The sequence below is a fragment of the Streptomyces zinciresistens K42 genome (assembly GCF_000225525.1).
Taxonomy (GTDB): domain Bacteria; phylum Actinomycetota; class Actinomycetes; order Streptomycetales; family Streptomycetaceae; genus Streptomyces; species Streptomyces zinciresistens.
Map to the genome: position 1 here is coordinate 26,988 of NZ_AGBF01000042.1, position 17,709 is coordinate 44,696.

The following is a 17,709-nucleotide window of genomic DNA, read 5'->3' on the forward strand; positions in this document are numbered from 1 at the left end:
GCTGCTGACACAGCAACGCACCACTGCCAAAGCCGCACTTGCATGGCTCCTGAAACGTCGATCACCATGTACACCGACGATGTGTCACACACCACACCGCCGACCTGCCACGGACTGTAGACGCATCCACTGACAGACCGACCGGTTATTACCAGATCGGTCGTCGAAGCAGGAGGATAGAAACCTACGCCAAACCTTCACAAGTTGTAAGGCGCAGGTATGTCACGGGTCGGTGTCGACGGGTCACTCAGCGAGAGCCGAGACGACACCGGCTCGGTGGCACAGGAGGATGGGCCAAGTGAACGGGAACGTCACACGGTTGCCGGCGTGCAGGTCCTCGCCCGAGCCGGTAGGAAACGCTGTGGGAGCCGTTTGGGAGCCGACCGACTCCGCAAGCCCGTTTCATACGGCGCGAGACCAAGCGAGACCACCCACCTGACCAGGGAAAACAGGATTCATGCTGGCAGGGGTGGTAGCCGAACCTCATTCGGGACGAAGAGGTCGTGGGTTCAAATCCCGCCACCCCGACAGAGAAATACCAGGTCAAGGGCCTGATCCTCACTGAGGATCAGGCCCTTCCCGCGTCTCCGGTGATCGTTTGGGAGAAACCTGGGAGAAGATCTTGGTCAGAGTCTCCCAAGGGGTAACCGGTGAGGCCGTCTGAGGTGCGGCGGCTGAGCGCACTCGGACCTGCGCGTTCGCGAATGCGGCCCCCGTAGCCGGAGCCGATCAGTTGGATCTACAGCGGCGTATGCGCAGGGCACGGTTTCAATGGCCGGGCGGTCAGCTCCACGGCTTTACGGAGCCACTTTGGCGCGAGCCTCACAGATCATGGCCCCAACGTCGTGCTTTACCGGGCAGGTCCACAGACTGCCCGACGCGCCGGAAGCTTACGGGGCCATGATCACTCGCGCCGAAGCAGCGCCACCCCAAAGCCGCTCCACCGACCTCTTAGCTCACCTGTTCTCGTAGCCGAATGAGCGGCATCCGCCCTCTGCCGTAACACTGAGCCACCGAACCACAGTCACATCACGGCGCCTGCGATCCTTCATTTGGGTGCAGTACAACACCTACGCAGGCGCACGGGTGCGCGTTATGGTTACAGTCTAGGTGCACTTCTGGTGCACGCTGCGGTAAACGTCCAGCTCAGAACGCCGAGAAGGTGGTGATGTGTCCGATGTATGACCGCAGAGAGGTCTACAGCAACGCCCCCTTGGCACTGGTAACTGCTGAGGTTCGCTACCCCTACGCACCACGCTTGCGGCAGGCCGAGACCCTTGATCGCATCCAGCTCGCTCTAGAGGACGAACTACCGATCCGCAAGACGGAGCAGCGCGCCACTCTCGAATTTACTTTCGATAGTGGAATCAAAAAGAAACAGAGTACCGAAGTTTATCGGTATCTAAATCGCAGCAGCACGCGCTCTGCGGTCATTTCTACCGAAGCCTTCACAATCGAAACGACAAGGTACTCCGACTTCCCAGACTTCCTCGCCCTAATGCTGAAAGTTGCGACGGCAATTGCAGACGCGACGATCATTCCAGCAATAGAGCGAGTAGGCATTCGGTACATCGATGAAATTCGAGTGCCCGAGGAGATTAAAGATGCCTCACAATGGGGCAACTGGGTAGCGCCAACACTGCTGCCACAACTCAACCCAGGCATTGGGCCTCTAAAGTCCAGCCAGGGAGTTTCACTCTTCGAGACAGGAGATTCAACATGTCTCCAGTTCCAGTATGCGGCCGTTGATGGGGCTCCCATCGTAGGCAACGCGCCCCTCCGTCGCACTCACTTCCCCGATGCCGGGAAATTCTTTGTCCTAGATTTCGATAGCTACTGGCAATGTAGTACACCAGAGGACTCTAAAGTCTTCACCACACAATTCCTGGAGGAGACACTAACAAGGCTACATCAGCCCACAGGCAGGATGTTTCAGGCAGCCATCACGGATCGCCTGCGCGACCTTTTCAGGGGGGAATAATGGCCGCACGAACACCTCACGCATCTCTCTCTTCACAGAGCACAAGCGGAATGATCCGCGACTACAGTCCAGAACAAGGAACGCCGTCAGCCGCAATCACTCACCCAGGGTATTTCCGCACCGAAGCGGGGACGCTCCGGACACAAGTCAGTGCACTGGGTGGGGATATCGCAGAGATCCACAACCAGGCCACAGAAGAAGATCTACGAACCCGCGCAGCCGTCAAGGCTAAGCACGGTGTGCCAACCCTGCTTCAGGAGTTGGCAGTTGAGCGGGGCATGGCTTGGTCCGACATCGCTCGCCTAGTTGGCGTGAGCGTATCAGCAGTTCGCAAGTGGCGGACGGGGGGCGACGCTACACCGGAGAAGCGCAGGCTCCTGGCTCAACTCGCGGCTTTTCTTGATCTACTCGAAGAGTCCAGCATCGAGGATCCAGCCCAGTGGTTGGAAATGGATCTTGCCTTGCCATCCGACTATTCGGTGCGAGCCGTTGAACTCTACGCGGACGGGCATATGATTGCCCTGTTGGAGATCGCTGGCCAACGGCGAGACCCTGCACACGTCCTGGACGAGATTGATCCCCAGTGGCGTGACACCCGCCGTTCCGATATTGAGGTCTTCACCGCTACTGATGGACAGCTAGCCTTCCGCGAGCGAGGAGGCAGCCGCTAGGGAGGACGACTGTCCTAATGGGGGAACTTTGCGCTCCGAGTTCAACTGAACTGCTTTACTCGTGTTGGGGGGAACGCCCCTCGCTAGCGCGCCCTCTAATGCAGGGGGACGTCTTCTCAGACGTTCCCCTGCCTGGTTTCAGCGAAGATCCTCAGTGCGCGCAAATTGTGATGCATCCCTGCAATATGCGACGAGGGGCGGCCCTACGGGATCGCATCACAGTGATCCCAGTAAGCGAATACTCCAAAAGGTCTTCTGACTGGACCAACCGCTTCAGAATCATGCCGTTGCCTGAACTGCATGGCAGCGGGACACCCAATTACATGGGCGACATGATTGAGTTCATCACCGCGAGTTCAGCAAACTTGACTGCACAAAATCGCGTTGCAGCTCTGAGTGATGAAGGTGTTCTGATTCTCCAGCAACGCATGGTATTCACTCAAACTCGATTGCTGCTCCCACTTGACCGATTCCACAGCCAGATGGCGCCCACGTTCATAGAACTGGAGTTGCAGGAAGAATGGACTGAGGAAGCACTAGCATCGGCCACGGCAGATAGTGATACTGTCACGGTTACTGACGAAGCTGTAAAGCAGTATCAATCCTGGCTCGACGAAGATAATGTCGAGCGGAGGGAAGCACTGAAGATCGTTAGAGAGCACAGTCGAATTCGTCGAGAAGCCCGTCAACACTACACGTCTCTCTATAAATAACCGCGCCTGGCGCGGCGGCTGACACCTCGTCTGGCTACGACGGACGTCGCCGGACAGCGTGGCTGAGGACCGATGGTGGTTGCCCTGGCACATGCGGGCCTCATCGGTCGACGCACCCGACGATGTGGCTGGCGTTCGTCAGTTGAGGCGCAGACGTCCAATGCCCCGCTGCGATCAGGTGCGCTGAGGTCAAGGGGCAGGAGTCGTGCCATTCGCGTGCCAGATACTGCGGGCACTCACGGGGAACAGCGGGGACTCGACCGCGGATCCGCAAAGTCTCGTACACCACTTCGCCGCAGGCTAGGGGCAGTCATCGACTCCTAGGGCCTGTGTGGAGTTGTGATCAATGCTGTGATCCGAGGTGCCGGATCCAGAGGAGGCTGGCGCATAATTCGAGTCCGGCCTGGTAGCTTTCAGGCTTTTTGTCGTAGCGGACAGCGAGACCGCGCCAGTCCTTGATCTTGTTGATGGTGCGTTCGACGCTGTTGCGGAGCTTGTACAGCTGCTTGTCCCAGGTGACGGGCCGTCCGCCGCGTGAGCCGCGGTTCTTGCGGTGGGCGGCCTGGTCCTTCTTCTCGGGGATGACCGCTTTGATCCCGCGTTTGCGCAGATGGGAACGGTTCTGGCGGGGCGAGTACGCCTTGTCGCCCGCGACTGCGCCGGGCCGGGTGCGGGGCCGGCCGACCGGGCCGGGGACGCGGATCTTGTTCAGGACGGGGATGAACTGCGGACTGTCGCCGGCCTGCCCCGCAGTGATCTTCAGTGAGAGGGGCAGGCATTGCGGCACACAGGACAGGTGCGTCTTGGTGGTCAGCCCTCCGCGGGAACGTCCCAGGCCGGCAGCGGCGAGTCGGGCCCTGCGGCGACGCCTCACGCGTCGCCGTTCTTCCCGCTCCGGGTCTGTTTGCCCGTCTTGTCCCTGGCCGGCGCCCCCTTTTCCGCGGCGGCCTCCTCCAGCGCTTCCAGGATCTCGGGCTTCACGATCATCCCGGCAGCATCGTGATGGGCCCGGACCGTGGTCGAGTCCACGCTGACCAGCGACAGGTCCACCAGGCCCCGCTTCGCCGCCTCGGCGATCGCACCCTGGAACACCGCGGTGAACACCCCGGCATCCCGCCACTGCCGAAACCGGCCGTAAACGGTGGACCAGTGCCCGAATCGTTCGGGCAACTCCCGCCATTTCGCACCGTTCCTGAACCGCCACACGACGCCCTCGAAGTGCGCCCGCAGGTTCTCCGGGTACGGCCCGTACTCACCGACCGGCAGGAACGGGGACACGAACTCCCACTCGGCATCCGAAAGTTGAGGTCGAGACACCCCACCGTTCTACCCCAAGACCCCCGACCCTCCCAGGCCGGGGGCCCATGAGATCACAACTCCACACACGCCCTAGAAGACCCAAGCTTCCCAAGCTGAGAGCTCAGGCATCGTCGTTACGGGATGGCCGTCGCGGCTTGCTCTGGTCGACGGCAGCGGCAGCGTGGCGGAGGTAGGTGGGGGTGCAGAGAGGCATACGCGCGCCTGGTCGGTCGGCGCACCCGCCGTCGTAGCTGGCTGTCGTCAGCTCAGGTTCGTGCCACTGTCGTGCCAGATGCAGTGGTCCGCCACGATCAACGAAGGTGTCTGGCGGTCGAGTTGCTGGGCATCTCACCAGTCATCGAAGCCCCAGATCACCACCGGGACACCCCAGCCTCTCCTAAAGCGGGGGTGGTAATCCCACCTGGAAGGCATCTACCCGGTTGTCTGTCTGCCCTGCGACCTGCTGATGATGGCCCTCTCTCAAACACGGTCGTTACCGGATGACGCCAGCAGCCCGCGCGGTAACCAACCAGTCTGGGAACTCTTTCATGAGGCGGTCATACAAGTCCGCGTCTGAGCGCCTTCTCGGATGCTGGCCGGCCCCGAAATACCCAGCGTTGTCGATCGTCCGATTGCCTAGAGTGTCCAGGCTGCGAAGGAACCGCAGGTCTCGGCTGAGCCCGAAGCCTACGAATTGCCAGAAGATCGGTAGAGAGCTAGCTCGGCGCAGAAGCTCACGAGTCTCCCTCCGATCGAAGGGATCTCCGTCAGTCTGGAAAATCACGAACGCCGGATCAGAGGATCTACTGGCTCGAAAGTGGTCGATTACGGCTTGCATGGCAGGCGCGTAGCAGGTACCACCCCAGTCCAGAGCTCTATGAAGGCGTTCGACGCGGCCCTGGTAGTTGCCCAGACTGATGTCCGTGATCAGGTCGACCTCATGGGAGAAGAACACCAGCGGTACGGTGCCATCGTCGTCCAGGTTCGCAGACAGCCCGAGTGCCTGCTCGGCGAGGTGCTGCACGGTGCCATCGTCGTAGAACCCGCCCATGCTCCCGGAGTGGTCAAGGACCAGGTAGACGGCTGCGCGCTGGCCGACAACACGATTCTTCGCCAGAGAGACATGAGCAGCCTTGTAGAGGTCTACGAGTCCTGGTGCCGATCGCTGAACCTTGTCCAGACTGATGGCTGGCACCGGGGCCCCAGCAGGGCCGCTCGACGCTGTTGCGGCGTCCGGAGCCGAGCCGTCATCGTCCACCACGACACCGAAGTCGGTCGCCAGACCTGCTAGACCCGTGTCCCAGCCCTGCCCCACAGCGCGGACCTTCCAACCTCCTGCCCGTCGGTAGAACTCGACCAACACGGCGGCCGTCTCACGATGGACGAACGGTGGGGGCATGAATGTGAGTCGTGCGCCTCCTGAGTCAATGACTGCCTGCGGGGTGTTGTCTGCGTTGAAGTATGCAGCCGACGCTTGCGGGTCGATGCTGGCGACGATGACGATGCGATCAACCGCGCCAGGTACAACAGACAGGTCCGCACTCACAGACTGCCCGCCGAGGACGACGCCGTCCTGAGCCGAGTGGTTGTAGAACACCAAGTCGTCGTCGCTGCGCACCTTGCCGTCCTGTGACAGGAGCACAGCACACACGTCGATGTCGGTCTGGCGTGCGGTGAGGGTGACTCTACAGTTCCCCGCAAGCAGGGGTGCGTTGCCACCCTTGGCAAGGGTGTTGGTCATCGGATGCCTCCTATTAGCAAGTAAGTTAGACCTCAGTTGACCCGTCTGTGGCGTGCTCGACGACATCCATCGCAGCTAGCGCACCCCTCAACGCTTGTGGCGGAACTCGGAGACCTGGTCACTATCAAGTACGGCCGGATAGATAGAAGCCACCAGGGCAGTGGCGCGGACGCCGTGATAGAGCTGGATCGAGGGTGCAAGAGTCCTGATGCTGAACCCTAGGGATGCAGATACTCCCGGCATCAGTGAGTGTCTAACTGCGTGACAACGCCGACGAACAACGGCGGACGCCCGCGGACGTCTGCGAACCATCAGCGCAGGTAAGAGCCAGGCCAGCCCAAGCAGGCACCCCCGCCCAAGTTGCTTCGGGACGAAGAGGTCGTGGGTTCAAATCCCGCCACCCCGACAGTGAAACACCAGGTCAGGGGCCTGATCCGCAGTGCGGGTCGGGCCCCTGAGTGGTTCCTGGAGATCTCTTGGGAGAAATCTGGGAGAAGATCTTGACCAGCTTCTCCCAGGAGGCGGCCAGCCGCTCGTTCTCGGCCTGCAGCTTCTCGTTCTCCTTCTGAGCGGCCGACCTGAGACCCGTCGCAGTCGTCCTCGGCACGACTCGATGGGCCGCAACAGGCAACGTCGGCACGAAGCCGGTGGCCCCACGGCGTCCGGGCGCCGTCTGGGAGTCGACCCCGCTCCCCATGCCCCCTCGAAACCACCGCACCCCAACGCCACTACGATCGCCGGTCATGGACTGGCTGGAGCGTGCCGCGAAGCTGAGGCAGTGGAGCAGAAGCGGGACCCGCGCTCCGCACAAGCCGCTGCTGTTCCTGTACGCGCTCGGTCGGTTCCAGCAGGATGCCGCCGGCGAACTGCGGTACAGCGCGGTGGAGGAGGACCTGCAGCGGCTGCTCACCGAGTACGGTCCGCCGAACAGGACGACCCCGGCCTACCCGTTCCACCACCTGGTGAGCGACGGCGTGTGGGAGGTGCGCACCGATCGCGGACCGGGCAGCCCCGGCAGCGGCGTGCGGGAGTTGCGGGAGTTGCGAGCCGCAGGGCGGCTGGCGCCGGAGCTGCGGGCGGCGCTGCGGCGTGATCCGCAACTGCTCGGCCGGATGGTACGGGTCCTGCTCGATCTGCACTTCCCGCCCTCGCTCCACGGCGACCTGTGCGAAGCCGTAGGTCTGGAGCTGGAGCAGGCGGAGGCCGGACAGCTCTCGGCCGTCGCGCGGAGGCGGCGGGATCCCCGGATGCGGGAGCAGGTCCTGACGGCATACGAGTACCAGTGCGCATTCTGCGGCTACGACGGCAGGATCGGCACGGTGCCGGTCGGGCTGGAGGCCGCGCATGTGCGCTGGTGGGCGTTCGACGGCCCTGACGACGTCGACAACAGCATGTGTCTGTGCTCGCTGCACCACAAGCTCTTCGACAAGGGCGTCCTCGGCATCGGTGACGGTCACCGCATCCTGGTCTCGCAGCGCTTCGTCGGCCACAGCCCCGCCGCCCGCGAGCACGTCACAGCGCTCGCCGGCCGCCCGCTCATCGGTCCCCAACCGGGTGCCCAGCCCGTCGCGGCGGTCCACCGCTCCTGGCACACCAGCCAGGTCTTCCACGGCAGCCCGCGCCCCGCCCCGGCCGCCTGATCGCCGAGCGCCGATCACGTGACCCGCTGGTAAGGAGTGCACCTCGGCTTCGTCGGCCTCGACGACGACCCGGTGATCGTCACCGGCCGCAAGGCCAGCCGCAACCACCAGTTGACCGGCGCCGAGAAGGAGGCGAACCGCCTGGTCAGCCGCGAACGCGCCGCCAACGAACACGGCTTCGCGAACCTCAAGAGCCGGCGGACCCCGACCAAGCTCCGCACCGGCACCCGGCGGGCCACCACGCTCTTGCGGGCCCTGCTCGTCCTGGCGAACAGCGAAGTACAGCGGTGACGAGAGGGGCGGGCGCTCTCGCCCCGACGATCATGCCCCGGCGCTCTCGCCCCGGCGCTCTCGCCCCGGCGATCATGGCGCCTATCAGCGTAAGGATCTCACCGGCGGTCGCGCGAGCGGCAGCACCGCGTAGACGACCTTGCCGCCCGAGGGGTGGCGGTAGCAGTCCCAGCGCTCGCACAACAACGTCACCACCGGCAGGCCCCGGCCGTTCTCGGCGTCCGCCTCGGGCGTTCGCATCCGGGGCAGCGTCCGGCCGGTGTCCCAGACCTCGACCGTCAGCGCCCGGTCGGACACGATCAGCCGCGCCGCGACGAACGGCAGCGTCTCGCGTTCGCCATGGCTCAGCCCGGCCTTCGTGGTTCCGGTGGCCTCCACGGCGTTGGTCAACAACTCGGAGGCGATGAGCCTGACGGGATCGCCCAGGTGCTCAAGTCCCCAGTCCCTGAGGACGTTCCCCGCGAAACGCCGCCCCAGCGGCACCGCCCTGGGCTCGGCCGCGTGCCGGAACCAATACGTCACACGGTCCATGCCGCGCCCACCTCCCGGCACCTCGAACAGACCGGAAGTCTGCGGCGGCCGGTGCCGGGCAGCAGACGATCAAGGACATACGTCACGAGGGTCAAGGGTCGGTCCTCCCAGTCGATCGGGTCGCACCCCGAAGGCGCGCGACCAGCCTGCTTCGGCAAGCACGCGGCGGAACTGCGGAAACCCACAGACGCCGTCCTCGCGAGCCCTCGCCCCCACCGGGCGCGATCAACTCACGGCTACACCTCAGTCACAGTGGGTCGCTGTTTCGGACTCAGCATGACCTTCCCGCCGAGTCGATGCAAGCCCTTCGAATGAAGTCCCTTCATTTGCGAATCGGCTTGGCGAGCAGGCCCCCGATGGGCCACACTCGGCCGTGACCGCTCATGCAGTGGGAAGGGAAGTGAGCGTGACCGCAAGGCCGCCGACTGTGCGCCTCCGTCGCCTAGCGTCCGAACTCAAGCGGGCTCGGAAAGCCGCCGGGCTCAGCCAGGACGACGTAACCGCGCAGACGCGCATCAGCCCCGCCACGCTGTACCGCATCGAAAAGCCGGAAGGCCGGCCCCAGATGCGCACCCTGATGACGCTGCTCGACCTCTACGAGGTCAACGACGGCCAGCGCACGCGAATCCTGGCGCTGCACGAGGGAGCCGACACCCAAGGCTGGCTGCGGCCGTACCACGACGCACTGCGCGACGAGTACAACACCTACATCCAGTTCGAAGCTGAGGCGAAGACCGTCCGCAACTGGGAGGCGCTGTACATCCCCGGCCTTCTCCAGACCGAGAGCTACGCCCACGCCGTCATCAAGGGGCACCTGCCCGATGCCCCGCCGGACGACCTCGAAAAACGGGTAAGGGCCCGCATGGAGCGTCAAGCCGTCCTCACCAAAGAGCACCCGTTGGAACTCGCGGCAATCATGGACGAGGCTGCGTTGCGGCGACAGGTCGGCGGACCGGCCGTCATGGCCGATCAACTCCGGCAGCTCCAAGAACTGGCGGACCGTCCACACATCAGCGTGCGGGTAATTCCCTACGCCTCCGGTGCACACCAGGGAATGCCCGGCGGCTTCGCCCTGCTCTCCTTCGCGGACCCCGAGGACGGCGAGATCGTGTACATCGACTCGATGGCCAACGACAGTTTCCTTGAGTCAGACAGCGACATCGTCCGCTACGCCACGACCTTCAACAAGCTGCGGGCGCAGGCCCTCAGCCCCGATGATTCGCTCGCCCTGATCTCCACGGCGACGGCCGAACTGACGCAGGAACTGGAGACAGCATGAACGCCCCCGACCTCACCACTGCCCACTGGGTCAAGAGCAGCTACAGCAGCGGCGAGGGGCAGTGCGTAGAGGTCGCCGCCCTGACCCACACGATCGCCACTCGCGACAGCAAGAACCTCAACAGCCCCGTACTCCTGTTCACCCGCGACGACTGGCGGGACTTCATAGGGGCCGTCAGCCGCCGCGAGTTCGGCGGCTGACGCCGGCTCCGCCGTCTGCGCGGAGAGTTCCAACTGCTTCCGTGTCGGCACCGACGCCGACGGCAACGCGTATCGCGGTGGCCGGGCGGGAGGAGGCGTACCTCACGGACACCCGCGAGGCCCTGCGGACCCTGATCCAGGACACCAGCCAGGTCTTCCACGGCAGCCCGCGCCCCGCCGCGTCCGTCCGACCCGGGCCGGCCCCCACGGCCTCGGACCCCGGAGCCGGCCGGGGCAGACGCGTCGATCGCGCTGCCCGACCGGGCTCCGTCTGGGCCGTCCCCGTGGCGCGCGCCCGCAGCGGCCGAGCGAGTACGGCGGCCGACGCGCGCGGGTGCAGGTTCCGCCCGCCCCTCAGTTCTCGGCCAGGACTGACCGAACCGGCGTCGGAGCCGCCGTCCGGGTCGGGCCCACCAGTTCGGAGAGGACGTCCTCCATCGTCACGAAGCCGATCACCTTGCCGCCCTCGCCGAGGACGCCCGCGAGGTGGCTGCCCTCGGCGCGCAGGGCGGTGAGGGTGTCGTCCAGGGGCGTGTCGATGCGCACCCGGGGGATCGGGTGCAGTGCGGTGGACGGGAAGGGCTGGTCGCGGTCGGCCGCGCCCAGGGTGTCCTTGATGTGCAGATAGCCGAGGAGGGCACCGTCGGGTCCGGTGACCGGGAAGCGGGAGTAGCCCGCCTCGGCGGCCGTGCGCTCCAGCCGGGCCGGGGTGATCGAGGTGTCCACCGTGCGCATCTTGCGCGCGGGGAGCAGGATCTCGCCCACCGGCCGGGTACCCAGTTCCAGCGCGTCGCGCAGGCGTTCGCCGTCGGCCGGGGTGAGCAGTCCGGCCTCGCTGGAGTCGAGGACCATCCGCGCCAGCTGGTCGTCGGTGAAGACGGCGCCGACCTCGTCCTTCGGCTCGACGCGCAGCAGCTTGAGCAGGGTGTTGGCGAAGGCGTTGATGCCGAAGATGAACGGCCGCAGCGCCCGGGTGAGCGCCACGAGCGCCGGGCCGAGCAGCAGGGCGGTCGGCACCGGCGCGGCGAGCGCGATGTTCTTCGGGATCATCTCGCCGATCAGCATGTGCAGATACGTGGCGACCGTGAGGGCGATCACGAAGGCGACCGGGTGGATGAGCGCGGACGGCATGCTCACCGTCTCGAAGGCGGGTTCCAGCAGGCTCGCGATGGCCGGTTCGGCGACCGCGCCCAGGACCAGCGAGGAGACGGTGATGCCCAGTTGGGCCGTGGCCATCATCGCGGAGAGGTGCTCCACGGCCCACAGGGTCATCCGGGCCCGCTTGTTGCCGGACTCGGCCCGGGGCTCGATCTGGCTGCGGCGCACGGAGACCAGGGCGAACTCCGCGCCCACGAAGAAGGCGTTGGTCAGCAGCGTCAGGGCGGCGATGGCGAGTTGCAGGGCGGTCATCGGGCGTCCTTCGCGAGCGGTACGGGCCGTGTCTCGGGGCCGCTCGGCGGCGCGGTGACGCGGATCCGGCCGGCGCGGTGGTGGTCGACGTCGAGGACGCACAGCTGCCAGCCGTCCAGCTCCAGCAGGTCTCCCCGGACGGGGATGCGGGCGAGGCGGGTGGCGACGAGCCCGGCGAGGGTCTCGTACGGGCCCTCGGGCGCGGTCAGTCCGGTGCCGGCGAGTTCGTCGAGGCGGACGCCGCCGTCCGCCTCCCACACCGCGCGCCCGTCCTCGGTGGCGGGGGCGCTCTGGAGGTCGGGGGCCCGGACGGGGTCGTGCTCGTCGCGGACCTCGCCGACGACCTCCTCGACGATGTCCTCCATGGTGGCGACGCCCGCCGTGCCGCCGTACTCGTCGATGACGACGGCCATCGTGCGGCCGGTGCGCAGGCGCTCCAGCAGCCGGTCGGCGGTGAGGCTGTCGGGGACCAGCAGGGGTTCGCCGGCCAGGTCGGTGACCGGGGTGGTCAGCCGGTCTGCGGGTTCCAGGGCGAGGACGTCGCGGATGTGGACGGTGCCGACGACCTCGTCGAGGCTGTCGCGGTAGACGGGGAAGCGGGACAGGCCGGTGGCGTACGCGAGTTTCGCCGCGTCGTCGGCCGTCGCGTGCGCCTCCAGGGCGCGTACGTCGACGCGCGGCGTCATCACGTTCTCGGCGGTCAGTTCGCCGAGGTGCAGGGTGCGTACGAAGAGTTCGGCGGAGTCCGCCTCCAGGGCGCCCTTGGCCGCCGAGTGCCGGGCGAGGGCGATGAGTTCCTCGGGGCTGCGGGCGGAGGCGAGTTCCTCGGCGGGCTCCAGGCCGAGGCGGCGTACGAAGCGGTTCGCGGCGTTGTTGAGGTGGTGGATGAGCGGGCCGAAGGCGGCGGTGAAGCCGCGCTGGGGGCCCGCGACCACCTTGGCGACGGCCAGCGGCCGGGAGATCGCCCAGTTCTTCGGGACGAGTTCGCCGATGACCATCAGCACGACCGTGGACAGCGCCACGCCGAGCACGGTGGCCACCGTGGGGGCGGCGCCGCCGAGGCCGGCGGCCCGCAGCGGGCCGCGCAGCAGCGCGGCCAGCGACGGCTCGGCGAGCATGCCGATCACCAGGGAGGTGACGGTGATGCCGAGCTGGGCGCCGGAGAGCTGGAGGGTCAGCCGGCGGACGGCCTCCAGGGCGCCCGCGGCGCCGCGCTCACCGGCGTCGGCGGCGCGCTCCAGCTCGGCGCGCTCGACGGTGGTCAGCGAGAACTCGGCCGCGACGAAGACGGCGCAGGCCAGGATGAGGAGGAGGGCGGTCAGGAGCAGCAGCGTCTCGGTCACCGTGCCACCCCCGTTCCCTCGTGCGCGGGAATCGTGCGGGGTGTGGCACGGCTGGTACTGGGAGGCTCACCCATCGCGGGCTCGTGTCTCCTTCTGTCTTCGTGGGCCGCTTGCGTCGTGGCCGGTTCTGTCGTCGTGGCCGGATTTCCGGGTCCGGCCATCCTATTCTTCTACTCGCTTGTAGAGAACGGCCCGGCATTCCCGGTTGTTCCCACGGACACGCACGTACGCACGTGAACGCGAAGGAGTGGACGCCACGATGGTGTTCAGACGACTGCTCGGCTCACTCGGCGTGGGCGGCCCCACGGTCGACACGGTCCTCGACGAGGGGGCCGTCCGGCCCGGCGGCACCCTGGCCGGGCAGGTGCGCCTCAGAGGCGGCGGCGCCGGCTTCGACGTCGAGCACGTCACGCTGGAGCTGGTGGCCCGGGTGGAGGCGGAGCACGGGGAGGGCGAGAGCGAGGGCCTCGTCGCCTTCGGCCGGTTCACGGTCGGCGGCGGCTTCCGGCTCGGCGGGGACGAGGAGCGGTCGGTGCCGTTCGCCGTGCCGCTGCCCTGGGAGACACCGGTCACCGAGCTGTACGGCCAGCCGCTGGGGATCGTCCTCGGCGTGCGCACGGGGCTGTCGGTGGCGGGCGCCCGGGACAGCGGCGACCTCGATCCGCTGACCGTCCGCCCGCTGCCCGCGCAGGAGGCGGTGCTGGAGGCCCTGGGACAGCTCGGGTTCGGCTTCCGGTCCGCCGATCTGGAGTACGGGCGCATCGGCGGCACCGGGCAGCAGCTGCCCTTCTACCAGGAGATCGAGATCACCCCGTCGCCGCGGTACGCGCACCAGGTGAACGAGATCGAGGTGACCTTCCTCGCGGGCCCGGCCGGGCTGGAGGTGGTCCTGGAGGCCGACAAGCGCGGGGGCCCGCTCTCCGGCGGGCACGACGCGCTCACCCGCGTCACGGTCGGCCACCACGACACGCGCGACTGGAACACCGAGGTGGACGGCTGGATCCGGCAGCTGGTCGAGCACCGGGAGGCGTACGGCTCCCACGGCGCCCACTACGACGAGCGTCACGGGGACGGCCGCTCCGGCCCCGGCGTCGGCACGGCGGCCGTCGCCGGGGCGGCCGGACTCGCGGTCGGCGTCGCGGGCGGCCTGGTCGCGGCCGAGGTCGTGGACGAGGTCGGCGACTTCTTCGAGGGCGAGGACGAAGGCGACGCGGCCGAGTCAGGCGACGACGAGGGCTGAGCCGGGGCCGGATGCGGCGGACACGCCGGATACTCCGGATACTCCGGATACTCCGGATACTCCGGACGCGGGCGGCCCGTGACGGGGCCGCCGCGTAGGGGACACCCGCCGCGCCCGGCCCCGCCCGGCACCCCCGGGCAACGGCCGCCACCGGGCAACGGCCCCGGCGGCGTACGCCCCGGTGCCGGTGCACGGCCTCTCAGCGGATGTCGTCGAGGGCGAGGTTCTTGCCGACGACCAGGGTGATCACGCCGGGCGGGGCGTCCTGCGCCGCCGCGGGCCTGACCCCGCGCAGCCGCCCGGCCAGCGCCGCGGCCTGCCGCTCCAGTCCCGCCGGGTAGGTCACCTTCGTGGCGGCGAGCTCGGGGGCGTTGTCCGTCCCGGTGACCGCGACGCCGTCGGCGCGCAGCCGCTCGGCCACGGCGGCGGCCCTGCCCTGCACCCCGGTGCCGTTGAGGACCCGCACGCGCACGCTGGAGGCGTACACCGGCTGCTTCGCGGAGCTCTCCAGCTCCTTCTTGTCCACCTCGCGGTCCTTGGCCAGCGCGGTGAACAGGTCGGCGGCCTGCGGGTACTGCCAGACCACGTTGGCCCGGTCGGTCGCCACGTCGGCCTCGCGCGGGTAGTTGGGGACCGTGAGGAACGTCAGCCGGTCGCTCGGGATGCCCTTGAGCATCGACGCCAGCCCGTACAGCGGCTTGACGCCGGCCAGCTTCGGGTCGGTGGTCAGCGACTTGGTGGCCGACTGCAGGAAGCCGTAGAGGGAGTTGGGGCTGGTCAGCCGGTCCTGCGCCTTCTTGACCAGCGCGTCCATGAACTCCTGCTGGCGGCCGATGCGCCCGATGTCGGAGCCGTCGCCGACGCCGTAGCGCACCCGGACGTAGCCGAGCGCCTTGTCGCCAGCGACCGTCTGGCAGCCGGGCCGCAGGTCCAGCCTGGCCTTCTTGGACCGGATCGCCTGCTTCGGGCAGACCTCGATGCCGCCGAGGGCGTCGACCATGCCCTTGAAGCCCTGGAAGTCCACCGACATGAAGTTGTCGACGCGCAGGCCCGTGTTGGCCTCGACGGTCTTGATCGAGCAGGCGGCGGCGCTGGAGACCTCGCCGCCGCTGCCGCCGATCGCGAACGCCTGGTTGATCTTGAAGCTGTGCGGCGCCGAGGTGCTGCCGTCGCCCTTGTCGCAGGCCGGTATGTCCACCCAGGAGTCCCGCGGGAACGACACCACGGTCGCCCACTTCCGGTTCGCGGGCACGTGCAGCAGCATCAGCGTGTCCGACTGCATGGTGGTCAGGTCCTTGCCGTACCCGGCGTTGGCGCCGGCGCGGCTGTCGGAACCGACGATCAGTATGTTCTTGGACCCCGGGCTGAGGTTGACCGGCCGTCCGCCGCCGATCTTGTCGTCGACGTCGGCGGACTTGATGTTGCCGTTGAGGTCCTGGTAGACCCAGGCGCCCACGCCGCCCGCCCCGAGGACGACCACCGACGTCACCGCCGCGCTCCACATCAGGATCCGTCCCCGCCGGGTCAGCCGGGTCCTCCCCCGGCCGGCCGCCGCGGCACGGCGCCTTCGCTGACCGCTCACCTGTCGTTCCTCCCCCTCACGCGCTGAACCCTACCCGTCCGTTCCCGGCCGGCCGCCGCCGCGGTCGGCCCACCCTGGACAGACGGTGATCCGCGCCCCGTTCGTTGCGTGCCGGCGCCGGTTGTCTCAGAGGGGCGTCGCCGCGTACAGGATCAGGACCATGGTCACCGCGGAGTTCGCGGACGACATCGCCGACGCCGCCGTCCCCGCGGCGGCGCACCAGGCCGCCAGGCCCACCGAGGTGAACAGCGACGGCCAGCACCGTACGGCGGGGGCGGGGCCGAGCAGGGCCGCCACCCGCCGGGGCACCGGGCCCGGCGCCGCGAACCCGGCCAGCGTGGCGGCCGGGGTGCCGCGGGAGACCAGCGCCGCCTTGCCGATCGCGGAGGCGACCGTACGGCGGCTGCCGACCCGCTGGGCCGCCTCCTCGTCCGCCCAGCGCTCCGCGGTGTAGACGACGGCGGTCCGCAGCGGACGCAGGAACGGGTTGGCGCGCGCGGCGAGTTGCACGGCGAGCAGGAACCGGTGGTGCCCGGCGGCCAGATGGGCCCGCTCATGGGCGAACAGGGCCCGCCGCTCGGCCGGTTCGAGATGTTCCAGGAGCCCGGTGGTCACCACCACCCGGTCGCGCTGGCGGCCCGGCAGCGCGTAGGCGTACGGCGCCGCCTCGGGGAGGACCGCCACCCCGGTGGCCGGCAGTCCGGCCAGCGCGCGGTGGGCGCGGCGGCGCACCCTGCCGTGCCGCCACAGGGCGCGGGCGCAGGCCGCGAGCACCGCGCCCAGGGCGGGGATCGCCGCCTTGCCGACGATCTCGTCGTAGGGGACCGCGGCGCGCACCTCGGGGTCCGACCAGCCGTCGGGCAGCGGGTTGCCGGGGAGCTGGGCGGTGCCGACCACCATGACCAGGGCCAGGCACAGGGTGGAGCACGCGGCCATCACCGTGGCCACGCCGGTCAGCAGCCGGGTGGCGGTGCGGGGGTGCAGATGCTGCTCGGCCAGGCGCGCGATCGGCCATGCCGTGAGCGGCAGGACGAGCGGCAGGAAGACGAAGAACCCCATGCGGCGTCAGTCTTCACCGCGGGACTGGTCGAGCAGCTCGCGCAGCAGCCGCTCGTCGTCGGGTCCGAGACCGGTGACGAAGCTGGCGAGCACGGCCTCCCGGTCGCTCTCGGCGTCGAGCACCCGGCGCATCCGGTGCGCGGCGAGGCCCGCCTGGTCGGAGTCCGGGGTCCACGCGAAGGACCGCCCGGCGCGCTCCCGGGTCACCGCGCCCTTGGCCAGCAGCCGGGTCAGGATCGTGATCACCGTGGTGTACGCGAGGCCGCCGCCGAGCCGTTCCTGCACCCAGCCGGCCGTCGCGGGGCCGTCGGCCTCCCGCAGCGCCCGGAGGACCAGCGCCTCCAGCTCGCCCTGCCCCCGGCGCCGCGCGCGCTGCCGGTGCTCCGTCATGCCCTGTCTCCCTGTCGCACATCCGCGCGTCACACCCGGTGTGCCGGGCGCTGGATCGAGCGGTCCATCGTAAGGAAAGCAGACGCCGCCTCCCCAGTGAATCTACACTCCTGTAGATTCCAGGCGGCACGGCCGGCCGCGGTGGGCCGGCCGCCCGGCCCACCAGGAGGACAGGACCGACATGTTCGGACTCAGCGAGCTCGCGATCATCCTCGTCGTCGTCATCGCCGTCCTGTGTGTGAAGAAGCTGCCCGAGCTGACCCGTACGGCGGGCCGGTCGGCGCGCATCCTGAAGGCCGAGGCGCGGGCGGCGCGGGACGGCGGCACAGCGGACGACGG

Annotated in this window: 17 protein-coding genes and 1 pseudogene; 9 read left to right on the plus strand and 9 right to left on the minus strand. The window is 68.0% G+C overall.

Annotated features, from left to right (window positions below; all coding sequences use genetic code 11):
- The first annotated feature begins 1,177 nt into the window (after positions 1 to 1,177).
- From SZN_RS38630 to SZN_RS40910, 3 genes are all read left to right on the plus strand, one after another.
- On the plus strand, positions 1,178 to 1,981 hold the full coding sequence (locus SZN_RS38630) for a TIGR04255 family protein (RefSeq protein ID WP_167546308.1): 804 nt from the start codon (positions 1,178 to 1,180) through the stop codon (positions 1,979 to 1,981).
- A 50-nt stretch (positions 1,982 to 2,031) separates the two neighbouring features.
- Positions 2,032 to 2,652 (plus strand): helix-turn-helix domain-containing protein, encoded by a 621-nt coding sequence (locus SZN_RS40905; RefSeq protein WP_139063554.1) that lies wholly within the window; start codon positions 2,032 to 2,034, stop codon positions 2,650 to 2,652.
- Positions 2,653 to 2,939: 287 nt separating this feature from the next.
- A complete protein-coding gene (locus SZN_RS40910; RefSeq protein ID WP_139063555.1) occupies positions 2,940 to 3,365 on the plus strand; it encodes a hypothetical protein in 426 nt (141 codons plus the stop codon).
- A 343-nt stretch (positions 3,366 to 3,708) separates the two neighbouring features.
- On the opposite strand, the pseudogene SZN_RS38635 reads toward SZN_RS40910, so the two are convergent.
- From SZN_RS38635 to SZN_RS40915, 3 genes and pseudogenes are all read right to left on the minus strand, one after another.
- Positions 3,709 to 4,682: pseudogene (locus SZN_RS38635) on the minus strand (IS5 family transposase).
- 475 nt (positions 4,683 to 5,157) lie between these two features.
- Positions 5,158 to 6,405 (minus strand): VWA domain-containing protein, encoded by a 1,248-nt coding sequence (locus SZN_RS15265; protein WP_007495916.1) that lies wholly within the window; start codon positions 6,403 to 6,405, stop codon positions 5,158 to 5,160.
- Between the two features lie 421 nt (positions 6,406 to 6,826).
- Positions 6,827 to 7,012: a hypothetical protein gene (locus SZN_RS40915; RefSeq protein ID WP_139063556.1), complete on the minus strand. Its 186-nt coding sequence runs from the start codon at positions 7,010 to 7,012 to the stop codon at positions 6,827 to 6,829.
- 136 nt (positions 7,013 to 7,148) lie between these two features.
- Between SZN_RS40915 and SZN_RS15270 the strand changes: the two genes are divergently transcribed.
- Both SZN_RS15270 and SZN_RS15275 read left to right on the plus strand, forming a co-directional pair.
- The gene (locus SZN_RS15270; RefSeq protein ID WP_007495921.1) at positions 7,149 to 8,045 is read left to right on the plus strand and encodes a phosphorothioated DNA-binding restriction endonuclease; all 897 of its coding nucleotides are present in this window, start codon (positions 7,149 to 7,151) and stop codon (positions 8,043 to 8,045) included.
- A 36-nt stretch (positions 8,046 to 8,081) separates the two neighbouring features.
- A complete protein-coding gene (locus SZN_RS15275) occupies positions 8,082 to 8,336 on the plus strand; it encodes a hypothetical protein (RefSeq protein ID WP_007495923.1) in 255 nt (84 codons plus the stop codon).
- Between the two features lie 84 nt (positions 8,337 to 8,420).
- Here SZN_RS15275 and SZN_RS15280 read toward each other — a convergent pair whose 3' ends face one another.
- Complete coding sequence (locus SZN_RS15280) at positions 8,421 to 8,867, minus strand: ATP-binding protein (RefSeq protein ID WP_007495924.1); 447 nt, start codon at positions 8,865 to 8,867, stop codon at positions 8,421 to 8,423.
- Positions 8,868 to 9,294: 427 nt separating this feature from the next.
- Here SZN_RS15280 and SZN_RS15285 point away from each other — a divergent pair, with 427 nt between their 5' ends.
- Together SZN_RS15285 and SZN_RS15290 are read left to right on the plus strand one after the other, a co-directional pair.
- Positions 9,295 to 10,146: a helix-turn-helix domain-containing protein gene (locus tag SZN_RS15285; RefSeq protein WP_043730792.1), complete on the plus strand. Its 852-nt coding sequence runs from the start codon at positions 9,295 to 9,297 to the stop codon at positions 10,144 to 10,146.
- A complete protein-coding gene (locus SZN_RS15290) occupies positions 10,143 to 10,346 on the plus strand; it encodes a DUF397 domain-containing protein (protein ID WP_007495929.1) in 204 nt (67 codons plus the stop codon). The genes SZN_RS15285 and SZN_RS15290 overlap by 4 nt, the downstream gene beginning before the upstream one ends.
- A 354-nt stretch (positions 10,347 to 10,700) precedes the next feature.
- On the opposite strand, the gene SZN_RS15295 is transcribed toward SZN_RS15290, so the two are convergent.
- The gene (locus SZN_RS15295) at positions 10,701 to 11,756 is read right to left on the minus strand and encodes a hemolysin family protein (protein WP_007495931.1); all 1,056 of its coding nucleotides are present in this window, start codon (positions 11,754 to 11,756) and stop codon (positions 10,701 to 10,703) included.
- Entirely contained in the window at positions 11,753 to 13,099 is a 1,347-nt protein-coding gene (locus SZN_RS15300) for a hemolysin family protein (RefSeq protein WP_007495933.1), read from the minus strand. Before SZN_RS15300 ends, SZN_RS15295 begins: the two co-directional genes overlap by 4 nt.
- A gap of 259 nt (positions 13,100 to 13,358) precedes the next feature.
- Between SZN_RS15300 and SZN_RS15305 the strand changes: the two genes are divergently transcribed.
- Positions 13,359 to 14,339 carry a sporulation protein gene (locus SZN_RS15305; protein ID WP_007495935.1) on the plus strand — a complete coding sequence of 327 codons (981 nt, stop codon included), beginning with the start codon at positions 13,359 to 13,361 and terminating at the stop codon, positions 14,337 to 14,339.
- Positions 14,340 to 14,538: 199 nt separating this feature from the next.
- Here the strand turns inward: SZN_RS15305 and SZN_RS15310 are convergent, their stop codons facing one another.
- From SZN_RS15310 to SZN_RS15320, 3 genes are all read right to left on the minus strand, one after another.
- Entirely contained in the window at positions 14,539 to 15,921 is a 1,383-nt protein-coding gene (locus tag SZN_RS15310) for an LCP family protein (RefSeq protein ID WP_483027200.1), read from the minus strand.
- Positions 15,922 to 16,047: 126 nt separating this feature from the next.
- Positions 16,048 to 16,980 (minus strand): M56 family metallopeptidase, encoded by a 933-nt coding sequence (locus tag SZN_RS15315; protein ID WP_007495939.1) that lies wholly within the window; start codon positions 16,978 to 16,980, stop codon positions 16,048 to 16,050.
- A gap of 6 nt (positions 16,981 to 16,986) precedes the next feature.
- Entirely contained in the window at positions 16,987 to 17,370 is a 384-nt protein-coding gene (locus SZN_RS15320; RefSeq protein WP_007495942.1) for a BlaI/MecI/CopY family transcriptional regulator, read from the minus strand.
- A gap of 181 nt (positions 17,371 to 17,551) precedes the next feature.
- Between SZN_RS15320 and SZN_RS38640 the strand changes: the two genes are divergently transcribed.
- Positions 17,552 to 17,709, plus strand: a 158-nt coding sequence (locus SZN_RS38640) for a twin-arginine translocase TatA/TatE family subunit (protein ID WP_007495943.1), incomplete at its 3' end; no start/stop codon positions are given.

Coding starts and splice junctions, on each gene's coding strand:
- SZN_RS38630 (WP_167546308.1), top strand. CDS start 1,178: ATGTATGACCGCAGAGAGGTCTACAGCAACGCCCCCTTGGCACTGGTA.
- SZN_RS40905 (WP_139063554.1), top strand. CDS start 2,032: ATGATCCGCGACTACAGTCCAGAACAAGGAACGCCGTCAGCCGCAATC.
- SZN_RS15265 (WP_007495916.1), bottom strand. CDS start 6,405: ATGACCAACACCCTTGCCAAGGGTGGCAACGCACCCCTGCTTGCGGGG.
- SZN_RS15270 (WP_007495921.1), top strand. CDS start 7,149: ATGGACTGGCTGGAGCGTGCCGCGAAGCTGAGGCAGTGGAGCAGAAGC.
- SZN_RS15280 (WP_007495924.1), bottom strand. CDS start 8,867: ATGGACCGTGTGACGTATTGGTTCCGGCACGCGGCCGAGCCCAGGGCG.
- SZN_RS15290 (WP_007495929.1), top strand. CDS start 10,143: ATGAACGCCCCCGACCTCACCACTGCCCACTGGGTCAAGAGCAGCTAC.
- SZN_RS15295 (WP_007495931.1), bottom strand. CDS start 11,756: ATGACCGCCCTGCAACTCGCCATCGCCGCCCTGACGCTGCTGACCAAC.
- SZN_RS15305 (WP_007495935.1), top strand. CDS start 13,359: ATGGTGTTCAGACGACTGCTCGGCTCACTCGGCGTGGGCGGCCCCACG.
- SZN_RS15315 (WP_007495939.1), bottom strand. CDS start 16,980: ATGGGGTTCTTCGTCTTCCTGCCGCTCGTCCTGCCGCTCACGGCATGG.
- SZN_RS15320 (WP_007495942.1), bottom strand. CDS start 17,370: ATGACGGAGCACCGGCAGCGCGCGCGGCGCCGGGGGCAGGGCGAGCTG.